Raw genomic sequence first — 17,380 nt, forward strand, 5'->3', positions numbered from 1 at the left:
GGAATAGGGGACAGCCTGCAGTTGCGGACCGCCGGTCCAGCGCCCTGGCGCGGGCCGGCGGGTTGCGTAGAGGGGGCGGATGGGTGGGGGAGGATGTTGTGAGCGGCCGACTGCGGGGCGAATGAATTCGCTGCAACAACCACACGAAGGCCGCCTTCGCGGACTGGCGGGCGTTCAGGGAAGGCGAGTGCCTGCCACGTGGCGGCCTGCCGGAGCGCGATCGAATTCTCCCCTCTCCGTGAGGAACGAACGGGGAGGGGCCGGGGGAGGGGCACCCCGCCGACGCAGTGCGATGCTTGTCGTTGCGTCCCGGTCTGTCGGCAACCCAACCTCCCCCAGCAGTTTTGGGGGAGGTGGGCGAGTAATGCGAGCCCGGAGGGGGCGCCCGCGGTACGGCACGACGCCCTTCGTATCGCCCCCGGCTCGTAGTCATCAGGCACAGACACACATCTCCAACCGGAGCGACGGTTTGAACGTAGCGCGGCTGCTGCTGCCCGTGATCCGCTGGGACGCGGAGAACGGCTTCGAGGGATTCCGGGAAAGCATCGAGCGGGGGCTGGAGCTGGGGGTGGGCGGGTTCATCCTGTTTGGCGGGGAGGCGCGGGCGGTGCGCGCGCTCACCGACGAGCTGCACCGCCGCGCGCCGCATCCGCTGCTCATCGCCAGCGACCTGGAGCGCGGGGCGGGACAGCAGTTCCGCGGCGCCACGCCCCTTCCCCCCGCCGCCGCCCTGGGCTCGCTGGACGACGAGGCGCTGGCGGAGCGCGCGGGCGAGCTGACGGCCCGCGAGGCGCGCGCGCTGGGCGTGAACTGGATCTACGCGCCCGTCGCGGACGTGGACCTGGAGCCGGAAAACCCCATCATCGGCGTGCGGGCGTTCGGGTCGGCGCCGGACGGGGTGGCGCGGCAGGTGGCGGCGTGGGTGCGCGGATGCACCCGCGGCGGCGCGCTGAGCTGCGCCAAGCACTTTCCCGGGCACGGCCGCACCGTGGGCGACTCGCACATCGAGCGGCCCACGGTCCGCGTGTCGCGCGAGCAGCTGGAGCAGGACCTGGCGCCGTTCCGCGCGGCGATCGGGGCCGGCGTGGACTCGCTGATGACGGCACACGTGGCCTACCCCGCGCTGGACCCGGAGGGGCGGCCGGCCACGCTGTCGCCGCCCATCATCGGCGGGCTGCTGCGCGGCGAGCTGGGGTACGGCGGGCTGGTGGTGACGGACGCCATCATCATGGAGGGGATGACGGAAGGCGGCAGCGAGGCCACGGCGTCGGTGGAGGCGCTGGCGGCGGGCTGCGACGCGCTCCTGTATCCGCAGGACAACGAGGCGGTGATCGCCGAGGTGCGGGCGGCGGTGGGGGACGGCCGCCTGCCGCGCGAGCGGGTGGAGGACGCGCTGCGGCGGATCGCGGAGGCGGCGGAGCGGGTGGCGGGGCCGGCGGGGGGCGGATGGGGCGCGGACGACGACCGCCGCTGGGCGCTGGAAACCGCCGTGCGCACCCTGCGCGTCTGCCGGGGCGAGCCGCGTCTGCCGGCGGGGCGGGTGCGCATCGAGGAGATCGAGGACGACGGCGGCGGGCCCTGGCCCCCGTATCCCCGCCACGCCTTTCCCGCCGCGCTCCAGGCCGCCGGCGTGGAGGTCGCGGACGACGGCGCGCCGCTGGTGGTGCTGTACTCCGACATCCGCGCGTGGAAGGGCCGCCCCGGCATCAGCGCCGCCGCGCGCGCGCGGGTGCGCGAGCTCACGGCCGCGCATCCGGAGGCGACCGTGGTGCTCTTCAGCCATCCGCGCCTGGCGAGCGACATCCCCACCGCCGGCAACCTGCTGGCCGCGTGGGGCGGCGAGGGGATCATGCAGGAGGCCGCGGTGGCGTGGCTTACGGGGCAGACGGGCGGGATGGTGGGGCTGGGCGGCGGTCTGGACAGATAGGGGCAGGGAATAGGGGACAGGGGACAGGGGACAGGTTACAGTGGGATGGTGGCTCGGCTGGGTGTGTGGCGTGCTGCCGGCTGACTTCCTGAAGGAGGCGCCGCGATGAACCGGGCCCTAGCGCCGGAGCCGGGGCGCCGACTGAAGGATCTCGCCGGCAGAACCGGGGGGTGTCTTCTGCACCCGGATCTCAGCCCGTCGTGGGGCGAACGAGATCCTTCGGTCGCGCGCAAACGGTTGTGCGGCTTCTGGTTCCGCGTGGGCGCTCCCTCAGGAAGTCACGGCGTGCGCGTGGAGAGGATCGAGGAGGCGTCCAGATGGGCGCCTCTTCGTGTGTCGGGCGGGGCCGTTGCTGGCTGTCCCCTGTAACCTGTCCCCTATTCCCTATTCCCTATTCCCTATTCCCTATTCCCTGCAGTTGGCGTCCAACTTGCGCACCGGCGGGCGCAGTTCCGGGTTCCACGACCCACGACGCGACCCCGCGAGGAATCCCTTGAACGAGCACCAGTCCCGATCCATCCTGCGCGTCTTCGGCCAGCCGAAGATGGCGGCACTGCTGTTCCTGGGCTTCTCGTCCGGGCTTCCCCTGTTCCTCACCAGCAGCACGCTGCAGGCGTGGATGACGGTGGAAAAGGTGGACCTGGCCACCGTGGGCATGGTGAGCCTGCTCAGCATCCCCTACTCCTTCAAGTTCGTCATCGCGCCGCTGATGGACCGCTACATCCCGCCGTTCCTGGGACGCAGGCGCGGCTGGCTGGTCATCACCCAGGTGGCGCTGTTCATCTGCATCGCGGCCATGTCGATGCACGACCCGCGGCGCGGGCTGCAGCTGCTGGCCATCAACGCCCTGCTGATCGCCTTCTTCAGCGCGGCGCAGGACGTGGTGGTGGACGCGTACAGTATCGACGTGCTGGAAGAGCGCGAGATGGGCGCGGGCGCGTCGCTCAAGGTGATGGGGTACCGCCTGGCGCTGATCGTGACCGGCGGCGTGGCGCTGATGCTGGCGGACCGCATGTCGTGGCCCACCGTGTACCTGGTGATGGCGGCGCTGATGCTGGTGGGGATCGCGGCCTCGGTCTTTGCCCCCGAGCCGGTGCTGCGCGAGGGGCCGCCCACCACGCTGGCCAACGCGGTGGTGGAGCCGTTCATGGACTTCATCCGGCGCGCCGGGCCGGGAATCGCGGGGCTTCTGCTGCTGTTCGTGGTGCTGTACAGCCTGTCGGACCGCATGGTGCAGAACATGACCGTGCCGTTTCTGCTGGCCCAGGGCTACACCCAGACGGCCATCGGCGAAATTCGCGGCGTCATCGGCCTGGCGGCGACCATCGTGGGCGTGCTGGCCGGCGGCGGCCTGGTGGCGCGGCTGGGCATCAACCGGTCGCTGTGGGTGCTGGCGGCCATCCAGATGGGAAGCAACCTGGCCTACTACTGGCTGGCGGTCTCGCCGCCCAGCCGCGGCGCGCTCACGGTCGCCATCGTCATCGAGAACTTTGCGGGCGGGCTGGTGACGGCGGGCTTCGTGGCCTTTCTGATGTCGCTGTGCAGCAAGCAGTTCTCCGCCACGCAGTACGCGCTGCTCAGCAGCTTCATGGCCTTTGCCCGCGACGTTCTGGTGGCGCCCTCCGGCGGCATCGCCGAGCGGACGGGATGGCCGCAGTTCTTTCTGATCACCATCGCCGCGGGAATCCCGGTGCTGCTGATGCTGCCCATCATTGCCCCGTGGACGCGCGAGAACCCGCGCGGCGCGGCGCCGCACAGCGGTGAGGTGACGCACGAGGGGCCGTCGGCGGTGAAGGGGTGAAGGGGTGACGGGGTGAAGAAGAGAGGATGAGGGGGATGATGATCCGCACACGTCCGGCGGGGCTGCTGGTGCTGGCGCTGCTTTCCGCCTGCACCGGCGGACGCCGCGCCGGGCCCGACCCGGCCCCGCAGCCCGTAGATGCCTCGGTGTCCGTTCCCATGACCAGTCCCGGTGTCGATCCGCCCATCCGCAACGACCTGCCGCCGGTGCCGGCGCGCTCGGGGCCGCTGCGCATCTCGGTGGCGTACCCCGGTGAGAACGCGGCACTGGCGACGGCGGACAGCAACTTCATCTTCGGCAGCGTGGGGACGGGCGGGGCCACGCTCACCATCAACGGCGCACCGGTGGAGGTGGCCGCGAACGGCGCCTTTCTGGGCTTTGTGCCGGTGCCGGCGGACGGGGTCTACCGGCTGCGCGCGGCGGCGGGGGGGCAGACGGCGGAGCGGACCGTGACCGTCCGCGTCCCCGCCCGGTCCGGGGCCGCCGTCTCCGGGATCAGCGCGGGGACGCTGGCGCCGCGGGGGGCGATCACCGGGTACCCGGGGGAGCGGGTGACGGTGCGCTTTCGCGGGGCGCCCGGCGGCCGCGCGCAGATCCGCATGCCCGACGGCGCCACGTATCCCCTGGCGGAGACGCGGGTGATGGACCGCGCCGAAGGCTTCATGCAGGACCAGGCGGTGGCGGCGCGCGAGGTGTCGGAGTACGCGGGCACCTTTCCCATCACCACGCCCCTGGGGGTACCCGGCGACACGGCGCGCGCTTCCACGATCGTCGCCGGGCAGGACGCGGCGGCGCAGGCGGTGGTGGAGCTGTTCCACGGCGCGGAGGTCGCGCGCGTGCCGCTGCCGCTGAGCGTGGCGGTGCTGCGCGAGGGGGACGTGCGGCTCGCCGTCGCCTCCGCCAGCCGGCCGGGGGGAATGGCGATCGGGACGGCGGTGCCGGGGTCGGGAACGCCGTACCACTGGTTCTTTCCCAACGGCACGCGGTTCACGGTCACGGGGGAGCGTGAGGGGGCATACCGCGTCCGCCTCACCAGCGACCTGAGCGTGTGGGTGGCCGCGGGGGACGTGCGGCTGATGCCCGAGGGCGCGCCGCCCGCCGCGGGAACGGTGGGGACGGTGCGGGTGGATCCCGATCCGGCGCACGTGGACCTGCGGCTGGTGACCAGCGACCGCCTGCCCTTCGAGGTGCGGGTGGTGGACGACCGCTGGATGGAGGTGCGCGTGTACGGCGCGGAGTCGCGCGCCAACTGGCTGCACTACGGCACCGAGGACCCGCTGGTCCGGCGCGTGGAGTGGCAGCAGGAGCGCGACGACCTGTTCGTGGTGCGGATGGAGCTGGCGGAGGCGGTGTGGGGATGGCGCGCGTTCTGGGACGAGCGGGGAAGCCTGGTGGTGCGCGTCCGCCGGCCGCCGCGCGTGGACGGCGCGCGGCCCCTGCAGGGGCTGCGGATCGCGATCGACGCGGGGCATCCGCCGGGCGGCGCCATCGGGCCCACGGGGCTCACGGAGGCCGAGGCCAACCTGGCCATCAGCAAGCAGCTGGTGCGCATGCTGCGCGAGGCGGGCGCCGAGGTGCTGGAGACGCGCCCCGACACGGCGGCGGTGGACCTGGGGGTTCGCCCGGTGCGCGCGGCGGAGTGGGACGCGCACCTGCTGGTGTCGGTGCACAACAACGCTTTCCCCGACGGCGTGAACCCGTGGGAGAACAACGGCACCAGCGTGTTCTACAACCAGCCGCAGTCGCTGGGCCTGGCCCGCCATGCGCAGCGCGAGCTGCTGCGGGAGCTGGGGCTGCGCGACCTGGGGATCGCCCGGGCGGACCTGGCGCTGGTGCGGCCCACGTGGATGCCCTCGGTGCTGACGGAGACGATGTTCCTGATGGTGCCGCAGCAGGAAGCCGCCCTGCGCGACCCCGCCGTGCACGGGCGCATCGCCCGCGCCCACTTCCGCGCTATTGAGGCGTTCCTGCGCGAGCGGGCGGAGGCGGGGCGGACCGCGGCGGGACGGTAGAGGCTGAGCGGTAGGGCTGAGCGGTAGGGGAGAGGGCGGCGCGACCCGCGGGGCGCCCCCTCCGCTCGCTTAGGCTCGCACCTCCCCCAAAACTGCTGGGGGAGGTTGGGTGGGGCAGGGCTCGGGAGGCTCGGCGAACGGGATCGGGCTGCGCCGGCGGGGGCCCTCACCCGCTCGCTCAGGCTCGCACCCTCTCCCGCTTGCGGGAGAGGTATATAACGTGAGACAACCGGTCGAGCGTTCCGGGAGGTGTGTCGCGTCGGCGGGCGCCCCCCTCCCCGCCCTCCCCGCAAATTGCGCGGGGGAGGGTGACGCGCCCGACAGGCTGTCCGAAGCGGGATCGAATTTTCCTCTCCCCCATGTAGTTTATGGGGGAGAGGCCGGGAGAGGGGGCAGCGCTGGCGCAGTTCGATGCAAGTTGTCGAGCCGCAATCGCATCGGCACCACAAGCTCCCCCAGCAGTTTTGGGGGAGGTGGGCGAGTAATGCGAGCCCGGTGGGGGCGTCAGCGGACGCAGATCGATTCCAGCCGCAGCACGATCGAATTCTCCCCTCTCCGTGAGGAACGAACGGGGAGGGGCCGGGGGAGGGGCCCCCCGCCGGCGCCAGTTCGCTATCCTTCGACGCGCCTCCTGCGCGAGCGGAGCAGGCCGAGGGATCGCGCGAAATCCGCTTGGGTGCACCAGATCCATTTTCATCCAAAATCCACCGATCCCCATGACCCGACTGCGGGCCGTTCATCTCGCGCTGTCGCTCGTTCTCATCTCCGCCCTCGTCTCCGCTCCGGCGGGGGCGCAGGTGGCGCCGGACGCGCGGTGGTGGACGTTCGATACGCCCAACTTCGTGGTGCACTACCAGGACGGGCTGGAGCCGCTGGCCCGGCGGGCGGCCGCGCGCGCGGAAGAGGCGCGCGTGGCCCTGTCCACGGCGCTGGTGGAGCCGCCGCGCGGGCGCGTGCACCTGGTGATCGCCGACAACCTGGACTACGCCAACGGGCTGGCGAACGTCTTTCCCCGCAACCGCATCGTGGTGTACGCGCACGGGCCGGTGGAGGAGCCGTCGCTGGCGTACTCGTACGACTGGCTGGACCTGGTGGTGAGCCACGAGCTGGCCCACGTACACCACCTGGACCACGCCAGCCCCCTCATCCGCGCCGCGAGGCGGGTGCTGGGCCGCAACCCGGTGCTGTTTCCCACGGCCAGCGTGCCGCAGTGGACCACCGAGGGGCTGGCCACGTACCTGGAGTCGCGCCTGACGGGCGTGGGGCGCGTGCACGGCAGCTTTCACGACATGGTGCTGCGCACGGCCATCCTGGAAGACCGCTTCTTTTCCATCGACCGGGTAACGGGGCGGCCCACCACCTGGCCGGCGGGGAATTCGGCGTACGTCTACGGGTCGATGTTCGCCGAGTACCTGTCCAACCGGTATGGGCCGGAGCGCGCGGGCGAGTTCCTGCGCGTGGTGGGGCGGCGCTGGGTGCCGTACCTGGTGGACGACGCGGCCCGCGTGGCGTACGGCGTCTCGTTTTCGCGCGCGTGGGGGGAGTGGCGCGACTCGCTGCGCACGGAGTACGGCACGCTGGCGGATTCGCTGCGGGCGGCGGGGATCACGCAGCCGGAGCAGCTGACGCGCGAGGGGCGCCTTACGCAGTACCCGCGCTGGTCGCCGGACGGGTCGCGGCTGGCGTTCGCGCAGTCCACCGGGCGCGACGACCCGGTGACGCGGGTGATGGAGGCGGATGGGACGGTCCGCAATGTGGCGGCCAGAAAGAGCATGGGGCCGCTGGCGTGGCTGCCGGACGGAAGCGGGCTGGTCACGTCGCAGCTGGACGCGGTGGACCCGTACCGAACCTTCTCGGACCTGTACCGCATGCCGCTGGACGGCGGGGTGCGGCGGCTGACGCGCGCGGCGCGGCTGTCCGAGCCGGACGTGCGGCGCGACGGGCGGATGGTGGCGGTGCGCGGCGGGGGCGAGTCGAACGTGCTGGTGGTGGCCGACAGGGACGGGGGCGCGGTGCGGACGCTGGTGGCCGCCGCGCCCGGCGTGTGGTGGGCGGCGCCGCGCTGGTCGCCCGCGGGGGACCGCATCGCGGTGGCGCGCCAGCGGACGGGCGGGCCGTACGACGTGGTGGTGATGGACACCACGGGCCGCGTGCTTCGCGCGCTGACGGAGGACCGCGCGCTGGACATGACGCCCGCGTGGTCGCCGGACGGGCGCTACGTCGTCTTTTCGTCCGACCGCACGGGGATCCCCGACCTGTACGCGTACGACCTGGCGGAGAATCGGCTGATGCAGGTGACCCGCCTGCTGACGGGCGCCTTTCAGCCGGACGTGTCGCCGGACGGGCGGTGGATCGCGTTCTCGTGGTACCGTTCGGACGGGTACCACGTCGCGCGCATCCCCTTCGATCCCTCCACCTGGCGCCCCGCGCCGCCGGTGCGCGTGGAAGCCGCGGCCCCGGCGCCGGACCCCGCGCGCTGGACGGCGACGGTCGGCGGGCCGTCGCGCCGCTATTCCCCGCTCCGGACGCTGCCGCCGACCACGTGGAGCCCGGTCTACGCGCGGGACGAGGTCGTGGGGAACGCGTACGGCATCGGCGTGGCGGGAAGCGACGTGCTGAACCGGCACGCGTACGCCGCCCGCGCCACGGTGCGGGACGAGGCGAGCCGGACGGAGGCGTTCCTGGCGTGGAGCTACGCCGGGCTGGGGCGGCCGGTGCTGGGCGCGTCCGTCTACCAGGACTGGGGCGTGGCCGCGCGCGCCGGCCAGCTGTCCCGACCCGATGACACGCCGATCCCCACGGCGCTGCTGAACCGGGAGCGCTCGGCCAGCGTGGTGGCCACCTTTCCGCGCCCGCGCTTTCGCTCGTACAGCTGGGTGAGCGTGGGGCTGAACCTGCGCGACATCCGCTACGTGTGGGACGAGCCGGAGGCGGCGGAGGGCATCGGCGAGCCGGAGATCGCGCCGGACCTGGGGGCGGTGCTCACGCTGGGGCGCTCCACCGCGCGGGGATTCGACTTCTCCATCAGCCAGGAGGAGGGGTGGATCCACTCGCTGACGGTGGAGGGCCGCCGCGCCACCCGCGCGGTGGGGGAGGCGGCTGACCCGCGCGGCTACGTTCGCGTGGCCGGCCAGTCGCGGCGGTACGACGCGCTGGGGCGGGTGGGCTTTGCGCGTCCGGTGCTGGCGGCGCGCGTGCTGGCCGCCGCGGACGTGGGGTCGCGCAGCCCCGGCTTCAGCCTGGGCGGGCTGACGGGCGGAAGCGTGGGGCTGCCGCTGGGCACGGGGCTGGGGATCGGGGGGGAGCTGGACTTTCCCGTGCGCGGCTACCCGGAGGCGGCGCAGCGCGGGGACCGGGCGGTGGCCGCCAGCGTGGAGTACCGGCACCCGATCGCGCTGGTGGAGCGGGGATACCGGCTGGTGCCGCTGTTCCTGGACAAGGTGTGGGCGTCGGCGTTCGCGGACGGCGGCGCGGCGTGGTGCCTGGACGACTGCCCCCGCGTGCTGACCCCCAGCCGCGACGCCAGCCCCATCTTTTCCGTGGGCGCCGAGCTGGCCGGCGAGCTGACCGTCTTCTTCTTTGGAGACGTGATGCTGGTGGGCGGCATCGCCGTGCCGCTGAACGAGATCGAGATCTCCGGCAACCCCAGCCGCCCCAACCCGGCGGGGTACATCCGGCTGGGGCGGTCGTTCTAGGGGATTGATTCGGGGGAGCGTAGATCCGTCTGCGTCCGCCGTCGCCCCCCACCCGGCCCTCCCCCGCAAACTGCGCGGGGGAGGGTGACGCGCTCGACAAGCCGCCCGAAGCACAATCGAATTTCTCCCCTCTCCCCGAGGAACGAGGGGTGAGTGGCCGGGGGAGGGGCCCGTCGCGGACGCAGCCCGCTGCAAGTCGTCGAGCCGCAATCGCATCGGCACCCCAACCTCCCCCAGCAGTTTTGGGGGAGGTGGGCGAGTAATGCGAGCCCGGTGGGGGCGCCCGCGGACGCAGCCGGGATCATCCGCAGCACGATCGAATTCTCCCCTCTCCGCGAGGAACGAGGGTGAGGGGCGAAGGCCGGCCGGGGGAGGGGCCCGTCGCGGACACAGCCCGCTGCAAGTGGTCGAGCCGGAATCGCATCGACACCCCAACCTCCCCCAGCAGTTTTGGGGGAGGTGGGCGAGTAATGCGAGCCCGGTGGGGGCGCCGGCGGACGCAGTTCGATCCCGGCCGAAGCACGATCGAATTCTCCCCTCTCCGCGAGGAACGAGCGGGAGGGGCCGGGGGAGGGGCCCCCGGCCGGCGCAGTTCGATGCACGTCGTCGAGCCGGCCCCCCGCCGGCACCCCGGCACGGAACCTGAATGGTCAGTCCGCCCAAGCACTTGCGACCCGCAGACTAGGAGATCGCCATCATGGCCGGCAAGCGACCTGATCAGCACAACATCGACCCGCGCGAGGCGGGCTCCATGGACTACAAGACCCTGCCGCAGAACGGGCACGGGAACTCCAGCATCGACGAGACCGTGCTGGAGGACAAGCAGCAGGTGGCGCAGTCGGCGGCCAACGCCGGCATTCCGCACAACCCGGGCAAGCCGGCGCCCAGCGTGCACGCGCGGGCGGGGCACCGCATCGACGCGGACGACGGCGGCAGCGACGAGGGCAAGGAGCGCGAGGCCCGCGGCAACACCGACCCGCGCGACGAAGGGGTCGGCGCATGACGGTGGAGCGCGACGCCGGACCCGGGCCGCGCAAGGAGATCGGCACCGCGGCGTCGTCGCAGGTGCATCCGCCGCACGTGACGGAGAACGACCGGGGCGCGCAGGTGCAGGGAAGTACCGACGCCCCCAACGAGGTGCCGGCCCTGCCCGCCAACGCGCACGGCCAGGACCTGGTGGAGGCCGACAAGCAGGTGCGGGAGATCGACGACGAGTCGATGTACGGCAACCGCCCCGGCGAGGACAAGGACCGCGGCAAGACGGACCATCCCTGACGGGCCGCCGTCTGCTCGGCCGCGCCTGAAGAAGGGTTCACGCGGAGGACGTGGAGGAAAAGAGAGAGGACGCGGATGAGAATTTCTCCGCGTCCTCTCTCCGTATCTCCGCGTCCTCCGCGTGGTGCGTTTCCGGGCAGGCCGCTGCGAAATCCAGTCCTTTGCCGCATCCGGATGGCCCTGTCGGACACCCTGGCCGCTTCGGCGCGGGGGCGTGTCAACCCCGTGACCGGGCATCGGCACGCCGTTATCTTTGGCGCCCGGTCAGGATAGGGGACAGGTTACAGGGGACAGGTTACAGCGGGCTGATGGCCGCGGGTCCTCTGCGCTTCGAAGGCCAGCCGGAGCGGGATCGAATTCTCTCCTCTCCCCGAGGAACGAGGGGGGAGGGGCCGGGGGAGGGGCGCCCGCCCGCTCACGCCCAACCCTTTCGACGAACCCCGCGGCCAGCCCCACCAACCTCCCCCAGCAGTTTTGGGGGAGGTGCGAGCCTAAGCGAGCGGAGGGGGCGGCGGTAGAAGCGTGCCGGAGCGGCACCGCACCCGCCCTTCGCCCCAACCTCCCCCAGCAGTTTTGGGGGAGGTGCGAGCCTGAGCGAGCGGAGGGGGCGGCGGTAGAAGCGTGCCGGAGCGGCACCGCACCCGCGCTTCGCCAACCTCCCCCAGCAGTTTTGGGGGAGGTGCGAGCCTGAGCGAGCGGAGGGGGCGCCCCGCCGACGCAGTTCAATGCCTGTCGAAGCCCCTCATCCACCCCCCCTTGTGCCATCCTGGCGGTCCCGCCGCCGGGGCGGACAGAACGCCCGTCCACGTTTGCCGCGCCCGCCGCAACTCCCTGCGGGACAACACCCCCGCCCCGCCTGAACAATCGCTCGAAACAGATGATGTGGGGTATCAACGGTACGCATGTTGCCAGCGTGCGAAGAACCTTGACCCACAAGATGTAGTGGTACTACCTTGAGCTTCCGCTAGATGTGGTGCACGGGTCTGCGGCTCCCCCGGCCGGGGGCCTGATCCGGAAAGATGTTGCAGTACATCCGCTTTCGTCGTCCAGAACCGCCGTCAACCGCACGCGCACAGGAGTCCCCAGGATGAACCCTTCCTCCGCCGCCACCACGGCCATCACCCCCGGCGTGAACCTGCCCCGCGCCGAGCTCAGCGACAACGCCCGCATCGTCCTGGCCAAGCGCTACCTGCGCAAGGACGAGAACGGCAAGCCCGTGGAGGAGCCGGAGGAGATGTTCTGGCGCGTGGCGCTCACCATCGCCCGCGCCGACGCCAAGTACGGCGCCGGCGAGGCCGAGGTGCACGCGCTGGCCCGGGAGTTCTACCTGCTGATGACGCGCCGGCTGTTCGAGCCCAACTCGCCCACGCTGATGAACGCCGGGCGGCCGCTGGGCCAGCTGAGCGCCTGCTTCGTGCTGCCGGTGGACGATGCGCTGAGCAACGGGCAGAGCGGCGTGTACGACACGCTGCGGTCGATGGCGGTGGTGCACCAGTCGGGCGGCGGCACGGGCTTCTCGTTCAGCCGCATTCGCCCCGAGGGCGACATCGTCCGCAGCACCACGGGCGTGGCCAGCGGGCCGGTGAGCTTCATGAAGCTGTACGATGCGTCCACCGAGGTGGTGAAGCAGGGCGGCACGCGCCGCGGCGCCAACATGGGCATCCTGCGCGTGGACCATCCCAACATCGAAGAGTTCATCGACTGCAAGCAGGACATCACCCAGATCACCAACTTCAACATCTCGGTCGCCATCACCGACGCGTTCATGAACGCGGTGCACCGGGGCGAGGCGTACGACCTGATCAACCCGCGCACCAGGGAGTTCGCGGGGAAGAAGGACGCGCGGCAGATCTTCGACAAGATCGTCCAGAACGCGTGGCGCACGGGCGAGCCGGGGGTGTTCTTCATCGACCGCGCCAACTTCTACAACCCGGTGCCGCACCTGGGCAGCTACGAGGCCACCAACCCCTGCGGCGAGCAGCCGCTGCTGCCGTACGACGTGTGCAACCTGGGCAGCGTGAACGTGGGCGCCTTCTTCCGTGAGGACGTGCCGGCCACGGAGCACTGGAGCGAGCGCATCGACTGGAAGGAGTACCGGCGCGTCGTGCACCTGTCGACGCACTTCCTGGACAACGTGATCGACGCGAACAAGTACCCGCTGGACGAGATCACCAGCCTGGCCAACAACATCCGCCGCATTGGCCTGGGCGTGATGGGCCACGCCGACCTGCTTGTGCGCCTGGGCATCGCCTACAACAGCGAGGAAGGCGTCGAGGTGGGCCGGCGCGTCATGGAGTTCATGGACAGCGAGAGCAAGGCGGCGTCGGAAAAGCTGGCCGAAACCCGCGGCGTGTTTCCCGAGTGGGAGCGCAGCATCTGGGGCCCGGACGCCACGGCCGCCCGCGCGCCCAACGGCGAGCGCATTCGCCCCATGCGCCGGCTGCGCAACTGCAACGTGACCACGGTGGCGCCCACGGGAACCATTTCGATCTTCGCCGGCTGCTCGTCGGGGATCGAGCCGCTGTTCGCGGTGGCCTTCATGCGCAACCAGGCCGGCTCGCTGATGCCGGACGTGAACGAGGACTTCGTGAAGGTGGCGAAGGCGGGCGGCTGGTACAGCGACGAGCTGATGGAGCGCATTGCCCGCGAGGGGCACATCCACTTCGCCGAGGTGCCCGAGTCGGTGCAGCGCGCGTTCAGCACGGCGCACGACATCACCCCCGAGTGGCACGTGCGGGCGCAGGCGGCGTTCCAGGAGCACTGCGACAGCGCCATCAGCAAGACGACCAACTTCCCCAACGAGGCGACCGTCGAGGACGTTCGGAAGATCTACGAGATGGCGTTCAACCTGGGGTGCAAGGGCGTCACGGTGTACCGCGACGGCTCTCGCGACGGCCAGGTGCTCAGCACCGGCGCCACCAAGACCCCGGCGCAGCAGGCGGACGACGCGGCCAGGGCCACCGAGGCGGTGGCGGAGCTGGGTGAGGCCCGCGAGCGCATCGCCAAGCTGGAGCGCGAGATGGCGCGCCTGCGCGGCGAGCTGAGCCAGAGCGAGGCGGCCGTGGCCCACGCGCGCCGGCAGAAGCGCAAGCGCCCCAACGTGCTCAGCGGCACCACCCGCAAGATGAGCAGCCCGCTGGGCGACGTGTTCGTGACCATCAACGAGGACCTGGAGCACAAGCCCTTCGAGGTGTTCGCCACGCTGGGCAAGGCGGGCTCCGTGGCCATGGCCGACGTGGAGGCCATCGGCCGGCTGATCTCGCTGGCGCTGCGCTTTGGCATCCCGGTGAACGACGTGTACTCGCAGCTGCGCGGCATTTCGTCGGACCGGGCGATCGGGTTCGGCGACAACAAGGTGCTCTCGGTGCCCGATGCCATTGCCCAGGCGCTGGGGCTGCGCGAGCGCGAAAAGGCGGGGATCCAGCAGGAGCTGATTCCCGAGGCGGTGGGCGGGGCCACGGAGGTGGTGGCGCTCCCCGAGAGCCTGGACGTGCAGCCGCAGCTGCCCTTCAACAACTACGCGGCCGAGGCCGAGACCTTCATGGGCACCTGCCCCGACTGCAGCAGCCAGCTGGAGTTTGCCGAAGGCTGCAAGAAGTGCCACGCCTGCGGGTATTCCGAGTGCGGCTGATCGGCTGATGGAGTGAGGAGGCCCGCGGCTCTGCTTGAGCCGCGGGCCTTTTCGCGGGACTTTGCGTGTTGGAGGTGCAGATGGACTACGTGGCGGTGAGCTCTTCGAACATCGCGGCGATCGCGTACGACGACGCGGGCCGGGTGCTGGGGGTGCAGTTCCTGAACGGGCGCGAGTACCGGTACCATGGCGTGGGGCGCCCCGTCTATATGGGCTTCCTGGGCGCCGGCTCCAAGGGCGGCTACTTCAATGACTTCGTGAAGGAAGCCTACGTCTGCACGAGGGTGCGGTAGGGTAGCTGTCCCAGAGTGCGGCCCAGCGGCGTTGTAGCGTGGTGGCGCTCCCCGCCGGAGCGCCCGCGAACCCCTTTTCTCCGTGAGGTTCCATGCGTCGCGCTCCCCTGATGGGTCTTCTTCTGCTGGCTGCAGGCTGCAGTGTTTCGGGCACGACGGCGTCCGGCGCCCCCAGTGGCGTGGGCGTCCAGGTCCAGGCCTCGGGCTTGCGCTGCGGGCTGGTGCTGGTGGACGGCAAGCCGCAGCGGGTGTGCGGCCCGCGCGGCCGGGCTCCCGGCGAGACGCCGGCCGACACGACCGCCACCCCGGACACAGCCCGCGGCATGCGCTGACACCCTGCGCCTTACCAACTGCGCGGCCGGGGCCGAGAGCTTCACGGGCACCTTCCTAACCTGAGGAGCCACCTGGAGTCGCCGAAGGCTGTAAGAAGTGCTACGCCTGCGGTATTCTGAGTGCGGGTGATGGGCGGATGGTGAACGAGGCCCGCAGTTCTCCGGAGCCGCGGCGTTTTCGGTGCCGCAGCGGGTGCAGCTACCCGGTCTTGGTGATGTGGAGCCGCAACTGATGGGACTACGCGATGGAGGCCGAAGCCTTCGTGGGCACCGGCCTGATTAGAGCAGCCCGTTGAAGTTAGCCGAGGTCCGCAAGAAGTGCCACGCCCGTGGCTACTCCGAGGGTGATGATCATCGGGCGGTGAATGAGGTCCGCGGCTCTGGTGAGCTGAGGACCTTTCTGCAGAAGACAACGCACTCTGCGGGACTCACTAGGGGGAGAGAGCGGAACGGGCAAGTAGGCACCTGAGTAGAGCCTCCAATTTGTACCGCGGGGCTCTCGCAATTGGTGACTCAACCCTAAAGCCTCATCGCACGAGAGGGCCGATGACGCGATCAGGAAAAGCGATGAGCGTGTGGTCAATGTCCGCGAGGAATTCACCCAACAACTCACGATCTTCACTTGTCGCTATTATTACCTGCTGGCCTGCGTTAGCAGCAATGCTAGAACGGCGGAAGAAGGTCCTCAGGCTCGCTCCCTTGGTGCTTTGCTGGCGTGGTTCGTCAAACAATACTAAACCGAGATGGTTAGTAGCTTCGGTGCGAGCAACCTCAAGGAGCCCCAATGTGTAAGCCCAGATTAGGCGAATGCTATCACTTGCAGACACATCGAATTGCAGATCGAACCCTTCATAAACAGGAGCATAACTATCCGGGGAGATCGTGATCTCCTGCGGCTGGACGCTTTCAACGCCAAACTGTCCAATCTGATCAACGAACAGGCTTTGGAACTTCTGTAGCTTACGGATGTCCGCTTCGGATAAATCTCCTTTGGGAAGCTTTGCTCGCTCCGTTTCAAGCTCCCGCCATTCCGAAGCGAGCGACATGAACTCCCCAATCGCCTCATCCAATGCACGCTCACTCTCGGCCAACTGCTTGATGCTGTTTTCGAGGCGCACTCGTTCGGCAACTGCCGCGTACGACGGTGCTCGGTTGTCTGTGACCAGAGTGGATTTCAACGCCCTGATCTCATCGCGAAGCTGATCTGCTATGCGAGACTTGGCAACAAGTTGCTGTTCTCGGACGGACTGTGTTTCGACTTCATTGCGGAGAACAGCCCTAAATACCTGTCGCTGACTCTGTAGAAAAGAGATATTCGCATCGAGAGACATCGGCCTAGCCTCTGCAACCTGCGCAAGCAGCGCATCGACCACTCGCTGGTGACAAGTTGGACATGAACCGGTGTTTACTTCTAACTCCTGATACGCCGTCATTCGTGAAATCTTTCGTACATCTTGGTTGCGACCAAGATCTTCTTCGAGTGCAGCAAGGCGAATTTCTGCGTTTCTGATCTGGGAGCGACCGTCATTTACAGCGTCTAATGCTTGGCGGGTACCAAGCTCCGCCGCGGCTAGCCTATCCTCGAGACTCCGTAGTTGCTCACGAGCTTGCGCAGCAACATCGCCGACGGTCGGAATATCGGCAGATTGAAGCTCGACCAGCTTCGCCCGTTCAAGTTCGATCGCTTCGGGAAGCGTAACCCAGCGATCTTCTGAAAGTGGGATTAGCGCACGTACTGGAGCAGCGGGTGGCCAGGACGAGAGTGGCTCATCCGGTAGCCCGTCCACGTACGCGTTTGCAGTCTTAGCAAGTCTTCTGACTTCAGTTACTGCTACTCGCCAACTACCCCGTAACTCGGTTGTTTTTATTGCAAGCTCAGCTTTGCGCGTTGCAATCTCAAACGCATCCATGCCGAGCAAAAATTCGATTGCTCGCTTACCAACATCACGAATGCGAAATTGCGTTGGGAAGCGCCCCCTGATGCTTTGCCATCCATGCTTCTGCTCAATGAACATTAGTGGAAACACAGTTTCCACGTATAATGGCACGGACGTATCACCATATGTTGCAACGTCCGGAAGATTCCAATCCATAAACCTCGCTAATTGGTAATGGAACCCCTTATCTCTCGTGGCTCCTCCTGGCAGTCTGACATAGTAATGCTGTGCTCGAGTAGTGTTCAACTGTGTGAATCTACTATTCCAAACGCTTATCAAACGTCTGTCGTCACTCCCCTTGATTTGGCGCCTTATCGTCCAAACGTCCGATTTTCCATTCTCAATCTCCAAGAAAACCTCGGACTCCAGTACCGGAATCGCACTGCCTGCGTATTCCAAGTAATCCTTCACCGCGTGTGGCAGGGGAATCTCCTGGCTAGGGCCCAACATGCCCTCAATTCCAAGCGCGTACAAAAT

General features: G+C 69.2%; 9 protein-coding genes. 8 read left to right on the forward strand and 1 reads right to left on the reverse strand.

What is annotated here, in order from left to right; translation table 11 throughout:
- Positions 1-469: 469 nt before the first annotated feature.
- The 8 genes from VGC13_RS06360 to VGC13_RS06395 all read left to right on the forward strand — a co-directional run bounded on the left by VGC13_RS06360 (position 470) and on the right by VGC13_RS06395 (position 14,634).
- The gene (locus VGC13_RS06360; protein WP_331124385.1) at positions 470-1,927 is read left to right on the forward strand and encodes a glycoside hydrolase family 3 protein; all 1,458 of its coding nucleotides are present in this window, start codon (positions 470-472) and stop codon (positions 1,925-1,927) included.
- 493 nt (positions 1,928-2,420) lie between these two features.
- Entirely contained in the window at positions 2,421-3,728 is a 1,308-nt protein-coding gene (locus VGC13_RS06365; RefSeq protein ID WP_331124386.1) for an AmpG family muropeptide MFS transporter, read from the forward strand.
- Between the two features lie 35 nt (positions 3,729-3,763).
- A complete protein-coding gene (locus VGC13_RS06370) occupies positions 3,764-5,740 on the forward strand; it encodes an N-acetylmuramoyl-L-alanine amidase (RefSeq protein ID WP_331124387.1) in 1,977 nt (658 codons plus the stop codon).
- 716 nt (positions 5,741-6,456) lie between these two features.
- Positions 6,457-9,435 carry a hypothetical protein gene (locus tag VGC13_RS06375; RefSeq protein ID WP_331124388.1) on the forward strand — a complete coding sequence of 993 codons (2,979 nt, stop codon included), beginning with the start codon at positions 6,457-6,459 and terminating at the stop codon, positions 9,433-9,435.
- Positions 9,436-10,132: 697 nt separating this feature from the next.
- On the forward strand, positions 10,133-10,438 hold the full coding sequence (locus VGC13_RS06380; RefSeq protein ID WP_331124389.1) for a hypothetical protein: 306 nt from the start codon (positions 10,133-10,135) through the stop codon (positions 10,436-10,438).
- Positions 10,435-10,710 (forward strand): hypothetical protein, encoded by a 276-nt coding sequence (locus VGC13_RS06385; protein WP_331124390.1) that lies wholly within the window; start codon positions 10,435-10,437, stop codon positions 10,708-10,710. The genes VGC13_RS06380 and VGC13_RS06385 overlap by 4 nt, the downstream gene beginning before the upstream one ends.
- Positions 10,711-11,797: 1,087 nt before the next feature.
- Positions 11,798-14,341, forward strand: a complete 2,544-nt coding sequence (locus tag VGC13_RS06390; protein WP_331124391.1) for a vitamin B12-dependent ribonucleotide reductase — start codon at positions 11,798-11,800, stop codon at positions 14,339-14,341.
- 74 nt (positions 14,342-14,415) lie between these two features.
- Positions 14,416-14,634, forward strand: coding sequence for a KTSC domain-containing protein (locus VGC13_RS06395; RefSeq protein WP_331124423.1), 219 nt, complete (start codon positions 14,416-14,418; stop codon positions 14,632-14,634).
- A gap of 859 nt (positions 14,635-15,493) precedes the next feature.
- Here the strand turns inward: VGC13_RS06395 and VGC13_RS06400 are convergent.
- Positions 15,494-16,981 (reverse strand): hypothetical protein, encoded by a 1,488-nt coding sequence (locus VGC13_RS06400; RefSeq protein WP_331124392.1) that lies wholly within the window; start codon positions 16,979-16,981, stop codon positions 15,494-15,496.
- Positions 16,982-17,380 lie beyond the last annotated feature (399 nt).

The sequence above is a fragment of the Longimicrobium sp. genome (genome assembly GCF_036399255.1).
GTDB lineage: Bacteria > Gemmatimonadota > Gemmatimonadetes > Longimicrobiales > Longimicrobiaceae > Longimicrobium.